Genomic DNA, 16,843 nt, shown 5'->3' on the forward strand with positions numbered 1-16,843 from the left:
ACTCATTTATAGATACAGGGATTTGTCCCTGGCCTGTTGAAACCGTTTTTGAAACGGTTTCCTGATAAAAGGATTGCCTCATGGCTCTCGACGTTCAAGAAAAAGCTCAAATCGTTGCCGACTACCAGCAAGCTGTTGGTGACACTGGTTCGCCAGAAGTGCAAGTTGCACTGCTGACCGCCAACATCAACAAACTGCAAGGTCACTTCAAGGCCAACGGTAAAGACCACCACTCCCGTCGTGGTCTGATCCGCATGGTTAACCAGCGTCGCAAGCTGCTGGACTACCTGAAAGGCAAGGACGTGAGCCGTTACAGCGCTCTGATCGCTCGCCTGGGTCTGCGTCGCTAATCAGCGATTGCGCTATGAGGTTGGTTGTCTGTCAGACGTCAGCGGGTTTCCGCCGGCGTCCGGCAGGCTCCCAGCCTCAAGTTTTATCTGGATACACGTTTTACCCTGGACAGGCGTCGGGCCGATTCCCGGCATTGCCCAAGAATTTCGCAAGAAACCAGTTCCCCCAAGAGCCACAAAGAAGGTAGGACACCGTGAACCCGGTAATCAAAAAATTCCAGTTCGGTCAGTCGACCGTTACCCTCGAGACTGGCCGTATCGCCCGTCAGGCCTCCGGCGCAGTATTGGTCACCGTTGACGACGACGTCAGCGTATTGGTGACCGTAGTCGGTGCCAAGCAAGCCGATCCGGGCAAGGGCTTCTTCCCTCTGTCCGTTCACTACCAGGAAAAGACTTACGCTGCCGGTAAGATCCCTGGCGGTTTCTTCAAGCGTGAAGGCCGTCCTTCCGAGAAAGAAACCCTGACTTCCCGACTGATCGACCGTCCGATCCGTCCACTGTTCCCTGAAGGTTTCATGAACGAAGTGCAGGTTGTCTGCACCGTCGTTTCCACCAGCAAGAAGACCGATCCGGACATCGCTGCGATGATCGGTACCTCGGCTGCCCTGGCGATCTCCGGCATTCCGTTCGACGGCCCGATCGGCGCCGCTCGCGTTGCTTTCCACGAAAGCACCGGCTACCTGCTGAACCCGACCTACGAGCAGCAGGCTGCCTCGAGCCTGGACATGGTCGTTGCCGGTACTTCGGACGCCGTACTGATGGTTGAATCGGAAGCCAAAGAGCTGACCGAAGACCAGATGCTGGGCGCAGTACTGTTTGCTCACGACGAGTTCCAGGTCGTGATCAACGCCGTTAAGGAACTGGCTGCCGAAGCCGCCAAGCCAACCTGGACCTGGGCACCTGCTCCAGAAGCCACCGAGCTGCTGGCCGCTATCCGTTCCGAGTTCGGCGAAGCGATCTCCCAGGCTTACACCATCACCATCAAGGCCGACCGTTACGCGCGTCTGGGCGAGCTGCGTGACCAGGTTGTGGCCAAGCTGTCCGGTGAAGAAGGCCAGCCTTCGGCTGCCGACGTCAAAGCCGCTTTTGGTGAAATCGAATACCGCACCGTTCGCGAAAACATCGTTAACGGCAAGCCACGTATCGACGGTCGCGACACCCGCACCGTACGTCCGCTGAACATCGAAGTCGGCGTTCTGCCGAAGACTCACGGTTCGGCACTGTTCACCCGTGGCGAAACCCAGGCTCTGGTCGTCGCGACGCTGGGCACCGCCCGTGACGCGCAACTGCTGGACACCCTGGAAGGCGAGAAAAAAGACCCGTTCATGCTGCACTACAACTTCCCTCCGTTCTCGGTGGGCGAGTGTGGTCGTATGGGTGGCGCCGGTCGTCGCGAAATCGGTCACGGCCGTCTGGCCCGTCGCTCGGTTTCGGCCATGCTGCCTGCCGCTGACGTGTTCCCGTACACCATCCGTGTGGTATCGGAAATCACCGAATCCAACGGTTCGAGCTCGATGGCTTCCGTTTGCGGCGCTTCTCTGGCCCTGATGGACGCTGGTGTCCCGATGAAGGCACCGGTTGCCGGTATCGCCATGGGTCTGGTTAAAGAAGGCGAGAAGTTCGCCGTCCTGACCGACATCCTGGGTGACGAAGACCACCTGGGCGACATGGACTTCAAAGTAGCCGGTACCGCCAAAGGTGTGACCGCGCTGCAGATGGACATCAAGATCAAGGGCATCACCGAAGAGATCATGGAAATCGCTCTGGGCCAAGCCCTGGAAGCGCGCCTGAACATCCTCGGCCAGATGAACCAGATCATCGGCCAGTCGCGTACCGAACTGTCGGCCAACGCTCCGACCATGATCGCTATGAAGATCGACACCGACAAGATCCGTGACGTTATCGGTAAGGGTGGCGCGACCATCCGTGCGATCTGCGAAGAGACCAAGGCTTCGATCGACATCGAAGACGACGGCTCGATCAAGATCTTCGGCGAAACCAAGGAAGCGGCTGAAGCAGCTCGTCAGCGCGTTCTGGGTATCACCGCAGAGGCCGAGATCGGCAAGATCTACGTCGGCAAGGTTGAGCGCATCGTCGACTTCGGCGCATTCGTCAACATCCTGCCGGGCAAGGACGGTCTGGTTCACATCTCGATGCTGAGCGACGCTCGCGTAGAGAAAGTGACCGACATCCTGAAAGAAGGCCAGGAAGTGGAAGTACTGGTACTGGACGTGGACAACCGCGGCCGTATCAAGCTGTCCATCAAAGACGTGGCAGCTGCCAAGGCTTCGGGCGTTTAATCACCCCGCAGTCCTAGCGCAATGAAAATGCCCCGCCGTGAAAACGGCGGGGCATTTTTTTGTCCATGAAATATCGAGTCATTCGGCGAAGTTGCCGACCTGCAAGACCAGTGCTAGGTTTAGCCCACCGCCCGTGTAGCTCAGCCGGTAGAGCAGCGCACTCGTAACGCGAAGGTCGCAGGTTCGATTCCTGTCTCGGGCACCACCTCTCCCTAATCCTTTTGAACCGGCATTTATGTTCCACAGGTCAACTTTTTGTGGGAGAGATGTAAAGAGCCGTGTAATTCGCCATGCAAACGTCCTATATTCGGTGCCTGCATGAGCATCGCCCAGCAGTTTTCAGATGATCCCGAATGGTTCCGAAGGCCGGACAGTCCGCGTCAGAGAGATCCTTGATGATCCAGATCCATCCTCCATTCCTATGATCAGCGAGAACGCCATGACCGAATTAACTCAAGAGCAACGTCACGAAGAAGCGCTTAGAAAATACATCCTGGATGTTCCGGATCTGAAGGAAGAGATCAAGGACCTGAGTCCCGATGATCAGAAAGACCAGATCCAGTGGGCGTTCGAAGATGAAGCCGAAGCCCAGGGCCTGCAGCCGTGGGAATTGACCCTCAAGTACACCAGCACACCTGAGGAGTTCGAGGCCAAGCGCCTGGAGCTGCACAAGGAAGCGGCCGAGGTGTTGGGCGTCGAGTGGGAAGAGTACTGCGAGATGAACAATCTCGTCGTTTGACGAGAGCTGCCAGCTACAAGCCGCAAGCTACAAGTAAAAGCACAACCGCTTTGGCTTGCAGCTTGTAGCTCGCATCTTGCCGCTGCCCTTAAATGCTCAGTCGCATCGACAGATCCACGGCCTTCACGTCCTTGGTCATCGCGCCGATCGAAATGTAATCCACCCCGGTCTGTGCGATCGGCAGCAGCGTGCTTTCGTTGATGCCGCCACTGGCTTCCAGTTTTGCCTTGCCGCCGTTCAGGCGCACGGCTTCGCGCATGTCGTCGAGGCTCAGCTCATCGAGCATGATGATCTCGGCACCGGCGGCCAGCGCCTCCTTCAGCTCTTCCAGACTTTCCACTTCGATTTCCACCGGCTTGCCCGGGGCGATCTTGTGCGCAGCGGCAATGGCCTGCGGGATGCCGCCGCTGGCAGCGATGTGGTTTTCCTTGATCAGGAACGCGTCGTAGAGACCGATGCGATGGTTATGGCAACCGCCGCAGGTGACCGCGTATTTCTGCGCCAGACGCAGGCCCGGCAGGGTCTTGCGGGTGTCGAGCAGTTTTACCGAGGTCTCGGCGACGAAGTCCGCCAGGTACTGCGCGCGGGTCGCCACGCCCGACAGCAATTGCAGGAAGTTCAGGGCGCTGCGCTCGCCGGTCAGTAGTGAGCGGGCAGGGCCTTCCAGATGAAACAACGGCTGATTCGGCGAAACCCGTTCGCCATCGCGCACCTGCCAATGCACCGCCACCCGCGGATCGAGCTGGCGGAACACCGCATCGACCCAGGCCGTGCCACTGATGACGGCGGCGTCACGGGTGATGATGGTGGCTTTGGCCAGGCGTTCGGCCGGGATCAGTTGCGCGGTGATGTCGCCGCTGCCGATGTCTTCGAGCAACGCACGGCGCACGTTGGCTTCGATTTCGGCGGTCAAATCGGCGAGACGTAGATTCGGCATAACGGGCTCCACAAACTAAGTGGTCCGATTATAGGGGCATGGCGTCGGCCAACCCAAGGCGAGAACAGCCACGCAGCCCTGCATCCGGTCGATTTTCTTTGAGCAAACCCGATTCTGTCGTGGTCACTTCAAGGTGTCGGCGCATAGGGGAAACCCTGACGGCTCTGGCGCCGGAGACATCTTTTGCAAGATAATCCGCCTTGCATTTGACGCCATAGCTTTGACGTCGGCAAATCACCGTTTCAGGAGGCTTGGATGCACAACGACGGGAATGTAGTGCCTTTGCACAAGGCCACTACCGATCAGGCGCCTCACTCGCCGCTCGCCCGCCTGCCTGTGATTCTGCTTCAGGTCCGCGACAAGGCTGCCCAACGCCTGCGCAACGGTTTGCAGGAGCTGTTCGATAACGCCGACGACACCCTGTTCGAAATGGCCGACCGGGCACGCAACGACGTCGAACAGAACATCTTTTTCGAAGCCATGCGCGACCTGCGCCTCAAGCGCAAGAACATCGAGCGTGGTTTTCTCGAGCAGTTTTTCGAAGCCTTTGTCGGCCTCACTCAATTCGATCCCGTTCCCGCCGTCCTCTCGCACGCCTTGCAATACGGGGACACGACAGCGCGCACCGATGACATGGAGCGCAGCGTCGCGGTCGAAACCATGGTCGGCCGCGTGCTCAATCGCGACGGCTTCGCCCTCGACCAACTGACCGCGCGGTTCAATGCGTTGTTGGGCAAGACGCTGGGCGATCATTACAACCCGCTGGGCCCGGCGATGCTTTGCGAGTACTTCCTGCAGGCCGGGCGCAATCTGGGGGTGGAGATCAAGGTCAAGCTGATCCTGCTCAAATTGTTCGAGCGCTATGTGCTGGCCGATACCGATCAACTCTACGCCGAAGCCAACCAACTGCTGATCGCCACGGGCGTGTTGCCCGAACTCAAGCCGGCACCGGCCCGTCGTGCCATCGATCAGGCCGTGGCCAGCGTGCAGAGCGAATTCGAGGGCGTCGACAAACCCCAGACCGATGCCGGCGTGCAGGAGGTCTTCGCCGCATTGCAGGAGTTGCTGCTGCACGTGCGCGGCACCGTCGCGCCGACCCTTGAACCCAGCGCTCCGGCGCAGCCGATTTCCACCCGCGACCTGCTGCGCCTGCTCTCGCACCTGCAGCAATACGTGCCGGCGCTGGCAGTGCAGGACGACTTCGATCTGCGCCATCAGCTTGAACAACTGCTGACGCGGGTCAGCGTACGCAGCGGCAAATCGCGAATTGTCGGCGGGGCTGACGAGGACGTGATCAATCTGGTGGCCATGGTCTTCGACTGCATCCTCGATGATCGCAACCTGCCGGATTCCCTCAAGGCACTGATCGCCCGGTTGCAGATCCCGATGTTGAAGGTCGCGGTGATCGACAAAAGCTTCTTCAGCCGCAGCAGCCACCCGGCGCGCCGCCTGCTCAACGAAATCGCCGAGGCGGCGATGGGCTGGGGCGAGTGCGACGGTAATGCGCGCGACAGCCTGTACCTGCGCATCGAGCAAGTGGTGCAGCGCCTGCTGACGGATTTCGTCGATGACCCGGCGATTTTTTCCGAGTTGCTGGCGGACTTCCTCGCCTTCACCAGTGACGAGCGCCGTCGCAGCGAATTGCTTGAACAGCGTTTGCGCGATGCCGAAGAGGGCCGGGCGAAAACCGAACTGGCTCGCCAGCGGGTCGAGCAGGCGCTCAATCAGGCGTTGCTGGGCAAGGTCCTGCCACCGTCGGTGGTGACGTTCGTGCAGGACGCCTGGAGCAAGGTGTTGCTGCTGACCTGCCTCAAGCACGGCGATCAGTCCGCCGAATGGCAGGCCGACGTGCAGACCATGGAGCAATTGGTCTGGAGCGTGCAGCGCCACGACGATGCCGAAGCCGGTCTGCGTCTGCTGGCGCTGGTGCCGGGGTTGCTCAAGTCATTGCGCGACGGCTTGAGCACTTCGGCCTTCGATCCGTTTGCCACCAGCGGCTTTTTCAGTGAGCTGGAAGCGCTGCATGTGCGGCTGCTCGAACCGTCCGGCGCACCGGATCAGTCCGTGCTGCCGGAAATGATCGAAGTGTCGCAGACGATTGTCCTGCAGATGGCCGACGACGGTCTCAAACCACGCACGCCAGCGCGTTTGCCAGCCGACGATGTCGGTCTGCGCCAGGTCGAACAGTTGCGTCTGGGCAGCTGGGTGGCGTTCGAGGAGGACGAAGAACACACTCTGCGCTGCAAACTGGCGGCGATCATCGAGGCGACCGGCAAGTACGTGTTCGTCGACCGCACCGGCATGAAAGTGCTGGAGCGCGACCGCACGGAACTGGCCCTGGCGTTTCGTCGCGGCGCGGTGCGGGCGCTGGACGACACCTTGCTGTTCGACCGGGCGCTCGAGTCGGTGCTCGGCAATCTGCGGCGGCTCAATCGCGGCAAGTGATCGCGCGCCGGGGGCCGATCACGGCATACTGGTCGCCAACACAGTCGGCGTTGAAGGAATCGGTATGCAGTTGGATCCCGCAAGCGGGTGGTGTCACGGGGTGCAGGTCTGCCCTTCGCCCAACTTCAATGAACGCCCGGCGGGCGAAGTCTCCCTGTTGGTCATCCACAACATCAGCCTGCCACCGGCGCAGTTCGCCACCGGCAAGGTCCAGGAATTTTTCCAGAATCGTCTGGATGTCACGGAACATCCCTACTTTGCGGGGATCGCCGACCTGCGCGTGTCTGCGCATTTTCTGATCGAACGTGACGGCAAGGTCACCCAGTTTGTCTCCTGTCTTGAACGGGCCTGGCATGCCGGTGTTTCGATGTTCGAGGGACGGGAAACCTGTAACGATTTTTCCGTAGGCATCGAGCTGGAAGGCACCGATGATCTGCCGTTCACCGATGCGCAGTACCGGGCGCTGACCGCGCTGACCCGGCAGATACAGGCGGCGTTCCCGGCAATCACCGTCGAGCGCATCTGCGGGCACAGTGACATCGCCCCCGGACGCAAGACCGACCCCGGACCCGCATTCGACTGGGCACGCTACCGCGCCGCCCTGGCACAAGAGGAAGGACAATGAGTTTTCTGGTGTTACTGCTGGCGGTATGGATCGAGAAGTTCTCGGCTCTGCGCCAACGGGTGCAACGCGATGGCGGATGGATCCGCGAACTGCACAAGCTTGAAACCGGTGGGCTGGCGAAACAGCCGTGGCTGGTGCTGATTGTTCTGGTGCTGCTGCCGGTGGCATTGCTGGGCTTGCTGCTGCTGGTACTGGAGCCGGTGGCCTATGGTCTGCTGGCGTTGCCGGTGCATTTGCTGGTGGTGATTTACAGCCTGGGGCGGGGTGACTTGCTCGGCGAGCTCGGGCCGTTCCGCGATGCCTGGCGCCGTGAGGATCTGCAGGCCGCTGCCCATGTGGCCAAGCGTGATCTGAACATCTGCGCCGAAAGCGGCGAACAATTGCTGGAGCAAGTGCAGCGGCATCTGTTGTGGCAGGCCTACCAGAGCTTTTTTGCGGTGATTTTCTGGTACTTCCTGCTCGGTCCGGTGGCGGCACTGAGTTACCGCTTGCTGGCGCTGGCGGAGGAAAACGCCCAGAACCCGGCAGTGGCCGAACGGGCAGGGCAACTGCGTCATGCCTTCGACTGGGTGCCGGTGCGCCTGCTGGCGGCGAGCCTCGCCCTGGTCGGTAATTTCGTCGCGGTCAGTCGGGTGATGCTGCACGAGCTGCTGAACTGGAACATCAGCGCCGCGCAACTGATCAACAGGGTCGGGCTCGCGGCCGGGGAAATCCCGCCGGCCGCTGTCGGCCCCGAAGGCATCAACACCCTCGACTGCCTGTGGGAGTTGCTGCTGCGGGCGGCAGTGTTGTGGTATGCCGGATTTGCCCTGTGGACAGTGCTGGCGTAGGCCGTTCGAGTGATGAGGGGGGCAATCCCCCTCGTTAACCTTAAGTTACAAAACCTCCCTTCGATTTGAGCTATACAGAGATAGCGCCCGATAGTGGCTATCTGCTGTCGCCCCGCGCCTGCCAATAAAAACAAGAAAAAACCAAGGGAGACTTCCAGTGAAGAGCTTGCTCTATCCCGCCGTCTCGCTGATGAACCGCTTGAGCTTCGGCATGAAGTTCAGCCTGATCAGCGTGCTGTTCCTGGTGCCGATGCTGGTGACCAATTTCTATCTGGTGCGCGATTCCTACCGCGAATTCCAGGGCACCCGGGTCGAGCTGCAGAGCCTCGATCTGCTGGGCAGCAGCCTGACCCTGCGCCGGGATCTGGAAACCCTCAACAATCTGGTGCAGATCAATGTCACCCTCGGCCAGTCCGGCAAGGCCGGCAATGTCGAGGCGCAGATCACCAGTCTTGAGCAAAACGTTCTGGCGCGCCTGCAAGGGCTGACGCCCATGACCGAGGATCCGGAGCAGATCAAGTTCTTCGAGGCCAAGCGCGATGAAATGATCGCCGCTTTCAAGGCCCAGCAGGCGGAAAACTCTCTGCAAAGCAAAAGTGCGCTGATTGGCAAATTGCTCGGCAATGCGCAGATTTTCAGCCAGATCGTGGCCAGTCAGGCCGGATTGAGTCGCGACAACCAGAGCGACATACGCCAGCTCAGCGAGCTGATCACCGCGATCACGCCGGCCGTCACCCAGGCCTTGGGCGAAGGTCGGGCGATGGGCTCGTATTCATTGGGCCAGGGCTTTCTCAACAGTTCGTCGAGTACCCGTTTCGACGAGTTGCTGGTGCAGATCGAAAAGCTTCAGGCCGAATATGGCCTGAAATTGCAGGATGCGCTGGGGTCGAGCAAAGCCGCCCGTGACTCCCTGAGCGCCCCGGCCGATGCCAGCAAGGCGTCGCTGAAACAGGCCGGCACACTGATCGAAGAGCAAGTGGTGATGGCCGAAACGCTCGACGCCCCGTGGCAGGCGTTTTATGACCAGGTCACCGGGCTGATGGACCATACCTATCAGCTCAACGACGCCACCCTGAAATTTCTCGACACCCAATTGCAGCAGCGCCTGGGGCAAAACCGCACGCACATGGTGCTGCAAGCCGTGGCGTTGTCGCTGGTGTTCGTGCTGATTTTCTATCTCTACGGTGGCTTCTATGCCTCGACCCGCGCCACCCTGAAAAACCTCGGCGCCATGATGGATAAAGTCGCGGCGGGCGACATGACGGTGAATTTCCACGCCAACAGCCGCGATGAACTCGGCGAGTTGGGCGAAGTGTTCAACGGTACGGTGAGGAAAATCCATGACCTGATCGAACGGGTCGGCCACACCGTTGGCGAGGTCGAGCGACAGGCGGGGCAGGTGGAAAACGTCTCGGCGCAGAGCAATCAGGCGGTCGCCGGGCAACGCACACAGATCGAGCAAGTGGCGACGGCGATGAACCAGATGTCGGCAACGTCGCTGGAGGTGGCACGCAGTGCGGCGGCAGCGGTCAGCAGCGCCCACAGCGTGAACGATGAAACCATCAACGGGCGCGGACTGGTGGAATCGCAGCAGGGCAGCATCGCGGCACTGGCGAGCGAGATCGATCAATCGGTGCTGGTGATCAACCAGTTGGCCAGCGACAGTCAGTCGATCAGTCGCGTTCTGGAAGTGATCAAGAGCATCGCCGAACAGACCAATCTGCTGGCGCTCAACGCCGCGATCGAGGCTGCGCGGGCCGGTGAGCAGGGGCGCGGTTTTGCCGTGGTCGCTGACGAAGTCCGCACGCTGGCCAAGCGCACCCAGCAATCGACCGAAGAAATCGAGCAGATGATCGCCAAGCTCCATGGCGGCGTCGGCGCGGCAGTGAAGGCCATGGGCGTCAGCCATCAGATGGCCAACGGCACGGTGGGGCAGTCGGAGAAAGTCCAGCAGGCGCTGGAAAACATCCTCGGCGCTGTCGGCATGATCGTCGACCAGAACCAGCAGATCGCCGCCGCCGTCGAGCAGCAGACCGCCGTGGCCCACGACATCGACCAGAACATCGTCGAGATCAACCGTGCCGGCGAACGCACTGCAGAAGGTGCACACCAGACCGAAGATGCCAGCCGTGCGTTGTCGGCGCAGGTGGTCGAGTTGAAGCAGTTGATCAGCGCGTTCCGGGTTTGAAGCGACCTGCCTCCTCTGAGGCAGGTTTTTTCGGAATGGCTTGTAGTACTTTTTTGCCTACATCTGTAAGCCCAATCCTGTTTTCCTCCAGGCGCTGGTTTTTCGGCTTCAATGAACCAAGATCAATTCATTGACCACTTGGAGGAGATCGCACATGTCCGTCGCAACCCTGGGCGTCCAGGGCCGCTGCGCCCACTGCCAGACCACGCTGGTGCTCAAGCCCTGGCAACTGAATGCCATTTCGATCCACGAAGCGTTCACCTGTGCGAATTGCCAGAAAAGCCTGGAATTGCGTTGCCCCAAGCAGATCAAACGTTTCCGTTCGCTCGATTCACTTGGCCTGCTGCGCGCCAGTGCGCTGGTGACGGTGTGCACCGCGCTGCTGGTGGCCCTGGTGATGGAATGGGTGGGTCTGCTCAGCGTCACCGAGCAGCTGAACGGATCGCTGATCGCGATTTTCGTGTACTTCGCGGTGATTCGTTATGCCCGGCAGCGTCAGCATCTGACCCTGATTCTCGACGCGGCCAAGGCCCACGCCGACTGACTACCAGCCGAACACGTCGCAGCTGTTGGCGGTACTGGCGGCGGCGAGTTGTTGGGCGCTGATGTTCATCAAAGTGGCCAGTGAGTCGCAGATCGCCGGCAAATGCGCCGGCGTATTGCGCACGCCGGGAAACATGGCGGGCGCCATGTCCGGTGAGTCGGTTTCCAGCACCACCGCGTCCAGCGGCAAGTCGGCCAGCACCCGATGCATGCGCAACGCCTGCGGCCAGGTCGGTGCACCACCGAGGCCGAGTTTGAAACCGAGCCTGATGTATTCCCGCGCTTCTTCACGGCTGCCGGCGAACGCGTGGATGATCCCGGCGCGCTTTAGCTTGAAGCGCTTGAGCGTGGCAATCACCGCCGCATGACTGCGCCGCACATGGATCAATGCCGGCAGTTCAAAATCTGCCGCCAATTGTAGTTGTGCCTCGAAAAGCGCCTGCTGGCGTTCGCGGTCGAGGGTTTCGATGAAGTAATCCAGGCCGATTTCGCCGACCGCGCACAGCTGCCGATGACCCTTTAGCCGTGTCAGCCAGTCGCCCAGTGCCAGCAAGTCTTGCGGCCGATGCTGATCGAGATACACCGGGTGCAAACCGAGGGCCGCGTACAGATCGGCATCGCTTTGCACCAGATCCCACACCCGTTGCCAGTTACCCTCGTAGACCCCGAGTACCACCATTCGCCGCACCCCGAGGGCGCGGCTTTCGCTCAGCAGCGCCGCGCGGTCGGCGTCGAAGTCGGGGAAGTCCAGATGGGTGTGGCTGTCGATCAGCTCCACGGCTCAGTCCCGGTGAATACGCTGCTTGAAGGTACGGGCAATGGCTTGCACGCCAGGCTGGTAGTCCGATTGTTCGACCGCCGCCAACGCCAGTTCCAGCGCCTTGTCGGCGATCAACTGGTGCTGCTGGGCCATGGCGTTGACCGGCAGCGGCAGGAAGTCGAGCAGTTGGGTGTCGCCGAATGTGCCGAGACGCAGTGGGCGCGATTTGAGCGGGAAGTCATGCAGCGCGTCGAACACGCCCTGCAGCAGCACGTAGGACGTGGTCACCAGCGCATCCGGCAAATGCCCGAGGCGTTGCAGGAGTTCTTCCATCAACTGCTTGCCGCACTCGCGGCTGAAGGATTCGGCGTGTTCGATCAGCACTTCGCCCTTGAATCCGGCGAGGGCTTGCTTGAATCCGGCCGCACGTTCCTGGCTGATGCTCAGTTCCGGGCGGGCGCCCAGCAGCACGATCTGCTTCGGCTGCGGGTCGAGCAGGCTTTCGGTCAGGTGCAGGCTGGCTTCGCGGTCATCGCTGACCACCGAGCAGAAATGCTCGGCATCCATCACCCGGTCGATGGCGATGATCGGCAAGCCCTTGGCCTGCAACTGGCGATAACTGTCGTCACCGGCCGGGAGACAACTGGCGACGATCAACGCATCGCAGCGCCGGGCGCGGAACAGTTGCAGCAGTTGCCGCTCGCTGTCCGGTGCATCGTCGGAGCTGGCGATCAGCAATTGATAGCCGCGTGCCCGGGCGCCTTGCTCCAGCAGTTTGGCGATCCGCGCGTAACTGGGGTTTTCCAGATCCGGCAGGATAAAACCCAGGGTCCGGGTGTGCCGACTGCGCAGCCCGGCCGCCTGTGGATTGGGGGTAAAGCCGTGCAGATCGACCACCGCCCGAACCCGCTCGACGGTGGCGGTGCTGATGCGCTGCTGTTCGGCCTTGCCGTTGATGACGTAGCTGGCGGTGGTCACGGACACTCCGGCCAACCGCGCGATATCACTGAGTTTCAACCCGGGATTTCCTTGTTTTTTCGAGCTTGCCGCGACATTTTCGCCAATCCTACCCGATTCAGGCAGGCGACCATTGTCTCAGCGCATCCGACAAGTTGGACTTCAAGGATGGGACATTATCGAGTAACGTGCCGATCAATCTAGATTAAACGTTTCAGCAAGCGTATTTTCTACGTTTTAGACGCCTTTGGCCGGTTCTGCCGTGAAACCGCCAAAACTGCCTCCTGAAAAGGATGGCCCACAGCGCCTAAGCTGCAACCATTCAAAACAATACCTGGCGCGCCACCGCGCCAAAAAGGAGATCGCATGCTCGAGCTCACTGTAGAGCAGATATCCATGGGCCAGTCGGCTGTGGATAAACCCGCCGCTTTGCAATTGCTGGCCAGTCATCTGGTCGCCGATGGTCTGGTCGCCGATGGCTACCTCGCCGGCCTGCAGGCCCGGGAGGCTCAGGGCTCGACCTTCCTCGGCCAAGGCATTGCGATTCCCCACGGCACCCCTGAAACCCGTGATCAGGTGTTCGCCACCGGCGTGCGCCTGATGCAGTTCCCCGACGGCGTGGACTGGGGCGATGGCCAGATCGTTTATCTGGCCATCGGCATCGCGGCCAAATCCGACGAACACTTGCGCTTGCTGCAACTGCTGACCCGCGCCCTCGGCGAGACCGATCTGGGCCAGGCCCTGCGCCGCGCCAGTTCGCCCGAAGCGCTGCTGAAACTGCTGCAAGGTGCGCCGCAAGAGCTGGCGCTGGACGCGCAAATGATCGGCCTCGGGGTCTCCGCCGACGATTTCGAAGAACTGGTCTGGCGTGGTGCGCGGCTGCTGCGTCAGGCCGATTGCGTGAGCAACGGTTTCGCCGGCGTGCTGCAGCAGGTCGAAGCGCTGCCGCTGGGCGATGGCCTGTGGTGGCTGCACAGCGAGCAGACCGTGAAGCGTCCAGGCCTGGCCTTCGTCACCCCGGACAAACCGATGCGTTACCTCGGCCAACCGCTCAGCGGTCTGTTCTGTCTGGCCAGTCTGGGTGAAGCGCATCAGGCGTTGCTCGAGCGGTTGTGCGCGTTGCTGATCGAAGGTCGCGGCCATGAACTGGGCCGCGCCACCAGTAGCCGCAAAGTCCTCGAAGTGCTCGGCGGCGAGTTGCCGGCCGACTGGCCGAGCGCACGTATCGCATTGGCCAACGCCCATGGTCTGCACGCGCGGCCGGCGAAAATCCTCGCGCAACTGGCGAAAAGTTTTGACGGCGAGATTCGTGTGCGCATCGTCGACGGTCAGGACAGCGCCGTATCGGTGAAGAGCCTGAGCAAACTGCTGAGCCTCGGCGCCCGTCGCGGGCAGGTGCTGGAAATCATCGCCGAGCCGAGCATTGCCGCTGACGCCTTGCCGGCGTTGCTGGCCGCCATCGAAGAAGGCCTCGGCGAAGAAGTCGAACCGTTGCCCGCAGTCAGTCAACAGCGCGAAGTGATTACGGACATTGCAGAAGTGCTGACCGCCCCGGCCTCCGGCAGTCTGCTGCAAGCGATTCCCGCCGCCCCCGGCATCGCCATCGGCCCGGCGCACATTCAAGTCCAGCAAACCATCGATTACCCGTTGCGCGGCGAGTCCGCCGCTATCGAGCGCGAGCGTCTCAAGCAAGCGCTGGCCGACGTGCGTCAGGACATTCAGGGCCTGATCGAGCGCAGCAAGGCCAAGGCGATCCGCGAGATTTTCATCACCCACCAGGAAATGCTCGACGACCCGGAACTCACCGACGAAGTCGACACCCGCCTCAAGCAGGGCGAAAGCGCCGAGGCGGCCTGGATGGCCGTGATCGAGGCCGCCGCAAAACAACAGGAAGCGTTGCAGGACGCGTTGCTCGCCGAACGTGCCGCCGACCTGCGCGACATTGGTCGTCGGGTGCTGGCGCAACTGTGTGGCGTGCAGACGCCCGCCGAGCCCGAGCAACCGTACATTCTGGTGATGGATGAAGTCGGCCCGTCCGACGTGGCGCGTCTGGATCCGGCGCGGGTGGCGGGGATTCTCACCGCACGGGGCGGCGCCACCGCCCACAGCGCCATCGTGGCTCGCGCGCTGGGGATTCCGGCGCTGGTCGGTGCGGGCGCTGCGGTGTTGCTGCTGAAGCCGGGCACGCCGTTGCTGCTCGACGGCCAGCGTGGGCGCCTGCATGTGGACGCGGATGCCGCGACCCTGCAACGCGCCAGCGAAGAACGCGACACCCGCCAACAACGCCTGAAAGCCGCCGCCGAACAACGCCATCAGCCGGCACACACCACCGATGGCCACGCTGTGGAAGTGTTCGCCAACATCGGTGAAAGCGCCGGTGTGATCAGTGCGGTGGAGCAGGGCGCCGAAGGCATCGGTCTGTTGCGCACCGAACTGATTTTCATGGCTCATCCACAGGCGCCGGACGAGGCGACTCAGGAAGCCGAATACCGCCGCGTCCTCGACGGCCTCGCCGGCCGGCCGCTGGTGGTGCGCACCCTCGATGTCGGCGGCGACAAACCGCTGCCGTATTGGCCGATTGCCAAGGAAGAAAACCCGTTCCTCGGCGTACGCGGGATTCGCCTGACCTTGCAGCGTCCGCAGATCATGGAGGCGCAATTGCGTGCCTTGCTCCGTTCGGCAGACAGCCGTCCTTTGCGGATCATGTTCCCGATGGTCGGCAGCGTCGAAGAGTGGCGTCAGGCCCGCGACATGACCGAACGCCTGCGTCTGGAAATCCCGGTTGCCGACCTGCAACTGGGGATCATGATCGAAGTGCCGTCCGCCGCACTGCTGGCGCCGGTGCTGGCCAAAGAGGTGGATTTCTTCAGCGTCGGCACCAACGACCTGACTCAGTACACGCTGGCGATCGACCGTGGACATCCGACCCTGTCCGCCCAGGCTGACGGCCTGCACCCGGCAGTGCTGCAACTGATCGACATCACCGTGCGCGCGGCCCATGCCCATGGCAAATGGGTCGGTGTGTGCGGCGAGCTGGCGGCGGATCCGCTGGCGGTGCCGGTGCTGGTCGGCCTCGGTGTGGATGAACTGAGTGTCTCCGGGCGCAGCATCGCCGAGGTCAAGGCACGCATCCGCGAACTCAGCCTGACGCAAACGCAAACCCTTGCTCAACAAGCCCTGGCCGTGGGCAGCGCCAACGAAGTGCGCGCATTAGTGGAGGCCCTGTAATGGCCAAGATTCTCACCCTGACCCTCAACCCGGCGCTGGACCTTACGGTGCAGTTGCCACGTCTTGAGGCCGGTCAGGTCAACCGCAGCGACGAGATGCACACCCACGCCGCCGGCAAGGGCGTCAACGTTGCGCAAGTGCTGGCCGACCTCGGTCATCAACTGACGGTCAGCGGCTTTCTCGGCGAAGACAATCTGCAAGCGTTCGAAACCCTGTTCGCCAAGCGCGGTTTCACCGATGCGTTTATCCGGGTGCCCGGCGAGACCCGCAGCAACATCAAGGTCGCGGAACAGGATGGCCGCATCACCGACATCAACGGCCCGGGGCCGGTGGTCGGCGTGGTGGCGCAACAGGCGTTGCTGGATCGACTGGTGCAGATCGCGCCGGGGCATGACGCGGTTGTAGTTGCGGGCAGCTTGCCGCGCGGAGTCACTGCACAGTGGTTGCGCGAACTGGTCGAACGCTTGAAAACGTTGGGCCTGAAAGTCGCCCTGGACACCAGCGGCGACGCCTTGCGCGCGGCGCTCAAGGCCGGCCCGTGGCTGATCAAGCCGAACACCGAAGAGCTGGCCGATGCGCTGGGCTGTGAAGTGGTGTCCCACGCGTCTCAGGCCGAAGCGGCCAATCGGCTGCACGCCCAAGGCATCGAGCATGTGGTGATTTCCCATGGCGCCGAGGGTGTGAACTGGTACAGCGTCGGCTCGGCGCTGCATGCGACGCCGCCGAAGGTCAGCGTCGCCAGCACGGTCGGTGCCGGCGATTCGTTGCTGGCCGGCATGCTCCACGGCCTGCTCAGCGCCGACACGCCGGAACAAACCCTGCGCACGGCCACCGCAATTGCGGCGCAGGCGGTGACCCAGATCGGATTCGGTATTCACGATGCTGCGCAACTGACGCAGCTCGAACAGGGCGTGCGCGTGCGCCCCCTGACAGAACAATAA

General features: G+C 61.7%; 12 protein-coding genes, 1 tRNA gene and 2 pseudogenes. 12 read left to right on the forward strand and 3 right to left on the reverse strand.

Going from position 1 to position 16,843, the window contains the following annotated elements; all coding sequences use genetic code 11:
* Positions 1-80: 80 nt before the first annotated feature.
* The 4 genes from rpsO (at position 81) to AC07Y2_RS06165 (ending at position 3,389) form a co-directional block, all read left to right on the forward strand.
* Complete coding sequence (gene rpsO / locus AC07Y2_RS06150) at positions 81-350, forward strand: 30S ribosomal protein S15 (protein ID WP_011332409.1); 270 nt, start codon at positions 81-83, stop codon at positions 348-350.
* A gap of 194 nt (positions 351-544) precedes the next feature.
* A complete protein-coding gene (gene pnp / locus AC07Y2_RS06155) occupies positions 545-2,650 on the forward strand; it encodes a polyribonucleotide nucleotidyltransferase (protein ID WP_011332410.1) in 2,106 nt (701 codons plus the stop codon).
* Between the two features lie 129 nt (positions 2,651-2,779).
* A tRNA-Thr gene (locus AC07Y2_RS06160) sits at positions 2,780-2,855 on the forward strand.
* Positions 2,856-3,089: 234 nt separating this feature from the next.
* Positions 3,090-3,389: a DUF6388 family protein gene (locus tag AC07Y2_RS06165; protein ID WP_039769697.1), complete on the forward strand. Its 300-nt coding sequence runs from the start codon at positions 3,090-3,092 to the stop codon at positions 3,387-3,389.
* Between the two features lie 88 nt (positions 3,390-3,477).
* Here AC07Y2_RS06165 and nadC read toward each other — a convergent pair whose 3' ends face one another.
* On the reverse strand, positions 3,478-4,326 hold the full coding sequence (nadC, locus tag AC07Y2_RS06170; protein WP_103385633.1) for a carboxylating nicotinate-nucleotide diphosphorylase: 849 nt from the start codon (positions 4,324-4,326) through the stop codon (positions 3,478-3,480).
* A gap of 255 nt (positions 4,327-4,581) precedes the next feature.
* On the opposite strand from nadC, the gene AC07Y2_RS06175 reads away from it, so the two are divergent.
* The 6 genes and pseudogenes from AC07Y2_RS06175 to AC07Y2_RS06200 all read left to right on the forward strand — a co-directional run bounded on the left by AC07Y2_RS06175 (position 4,582) and on the right by AC07Y2_RS06200 (position 10,958).
* On the forward strand, positions 4,582-6,771 hold the full coding sequence (locus AC07Y2_RS06175; protein ID WP_103385634.1) for a DUF1631 domain-containing protein: 2,190 nt from the start codon (positions 4,582-4,584) through the stop codon (positions 6,769-6,771).
* A 64-nt stretch (positions 6,772-6,835) separates the two neighbouring features.
* Positions 6,836-7,396 (forward strand): 1,6-anhydro-N-acetylmuramyl-L-alanine amidase AmpD, encoded by a 561-nt coding sequence (gene ampD, locus AC07Y2_RS06180; RefSeq protein ID WP_074691898.1) that lies wholly within the window; start codon positions 6,836-6,838, stop codon positions 7,394-7,396.
* Positions 7,393-8,226, forward strand: a complete 834-nt coding sequence (gene ampE, locus AC07Y2_RS06185) for a regulatory signaling modulator protein AmpE (RefSeq protein ID WP_039769185.1) — start codon at positions 7,393-7,395, stop codon at positions 8,224-8,226. Before ampD ends, ampE begins: the two co-directional genes overlap by 4 nt.
* A 1,126-nt stretch (positions 8,227-9,352) precedes the next feature.
* Positions 9,353-9,556 (forward strand): annotated as a pseudogene (locus tag AC07Y2_RS06190) (HAMP domain-containing protein); the annotation flags it as partial.
* A gap of 309 nt (positions 9,557-9,865) precedes the next feature.
* Positions 9,866-10,414: pseudogene (locus tag AC07Y2_RS06195) on the forward strand (methyl-accepting chemotaxis protein); the annotation flags it as partial.
* Positions 10,415-10,568: 154 nt separating this feature from the next.
* Positions 10,569-10,958 (forward strand): hypothetical protein, encoded by a 390-nt coding sequence (locus tag AC07Y2_RS06200; RefSeq protein ID WP_074691892.1) that lies wholly within the window; start codon positions 10,569-10,571, stop codon positions 10,956-10,958.
* Here AC07Y2_RS06200 and AC07Y2_RS06205 read toward each other — a convergent pair whose 3' ends face one another.
* Both AC07Y2_RS06205 and cra read right to left on the reverse strand, forming a co-directional pair.
* Positions 10,959-11,735, reverse strand: coding sequence for a TatD family hydrolase (locus AC07Y2_RS06205; protein WP_103385636.1), 777 nt, complete (start codon positions 11,733-11,735; stop codon positions 10,959-10,961). It abuts the gene before it with no gap.
* 3 nt (positions 11,736-11,738) lie between these two features.
* Complete coding sequence (cra, locus tag AC07Y2_RS06210; RefSeq protein ID WP_085647662.1) at positions 11,739-12,734, reverse strand: catabolite repressor/activator; 996 nt, start codon at positions 12,732-12,734, stop codon at positions 11,739-11,741.
* 306 nt (positions 12,735-13,040) lie between these two features.
* Between cra and ptsP the strand changes: the two genes are divergently transcribed.
* Both ptsP and pfkB read left to right on the forward strand, forming a co-directional pair.
* Positions 13,041-15,902: a phosphoenolpyruvate--protein phosphotransferase gene (ptsP, locus tag AC07Y2_RS06215; RefSeq protein WP_103385637.1), complete on the forward strand. Its 2,862-nt coding sequence runs from the start codon at positions 13,041-13,043 to the stop codon at positions 15,900-15,902.
* A complete protein-coding gene (pfkB, locus tag AC07Y2_RS06220; RefSeq protein WP_103385638.1) occupies positions 15,902-16,843 on the forward strand; it encodes a 1-phosphofructokinase in 942 nt (313 codons plus the stop codon). The genes ptsP and pfkB overlap by 1 nt, the downstream gene beginning before the upstream one ends.

This window comes from Pseudomonas sp. GW456-12-1-14-TSB6 (assembly GCF_059424205.1).

Coding starts and splice junctions, on each gene's coding strand:
- AC07Y2_RS06200 (WP_074691892.1), top strand. CDS start 10,569: ATGTCCGTCGCAACCCTGGGCGTCCAGGGCCGCTGCGCCCACTGCCAG.
- ptsP (WP_103385637.1), top strand. CDS start 13,041: ATGCTCGAGCTCACTGTAGAGCAGATATCCATGGGCCAGTCGGCTGTG.
- ampD (WP_074691898.1), top strand. CDS start 6,836: ATGCAGTTGGATCCCGCAAGCGGGTGGTGTCACGGGGTGCAGGTCTGC.
- nadC (WP_103385633.1), bottom strand. CDS start 4,326: ATGCCGAATCTACGTCTCGCCGATTTGACCGCCGAAATCGAAGCCAAC.
- pfkB (WP_103385638.1), top strand. CDS start 15,902: ATGGCCAAGATTCTCACCCTGACCCTCAACCCGGCGCTGGACCTTACG.
- rpsO (WP_011332409.1), top strand. CDS start 81: ATGGCTCTCGACGTTCAAGAAAAAGCTCAAATCGTTGCCGACTACCAG.
- AC07Y2_RS06175 (WP_103385634.1), top strand. CDS start 4,582: ATGCACAACGACGGGAATGTAGTGCCTTTGCACAAGGCCACTACCGAT.
- AC07Y2_RS06165 (WP_039769697.1), top strand. CDS start 3,090: ATGACCGAATTAACTCAAGAGCAACGTCACGAAGAAGCGCTTAGAAAA.
- ampE (WP_039769185.1), top strand. CDS start 7,393: ATGAGTTTTCTGGTGTTACTGCTGGCGGTATGGATCGAGAAGTTCTCG.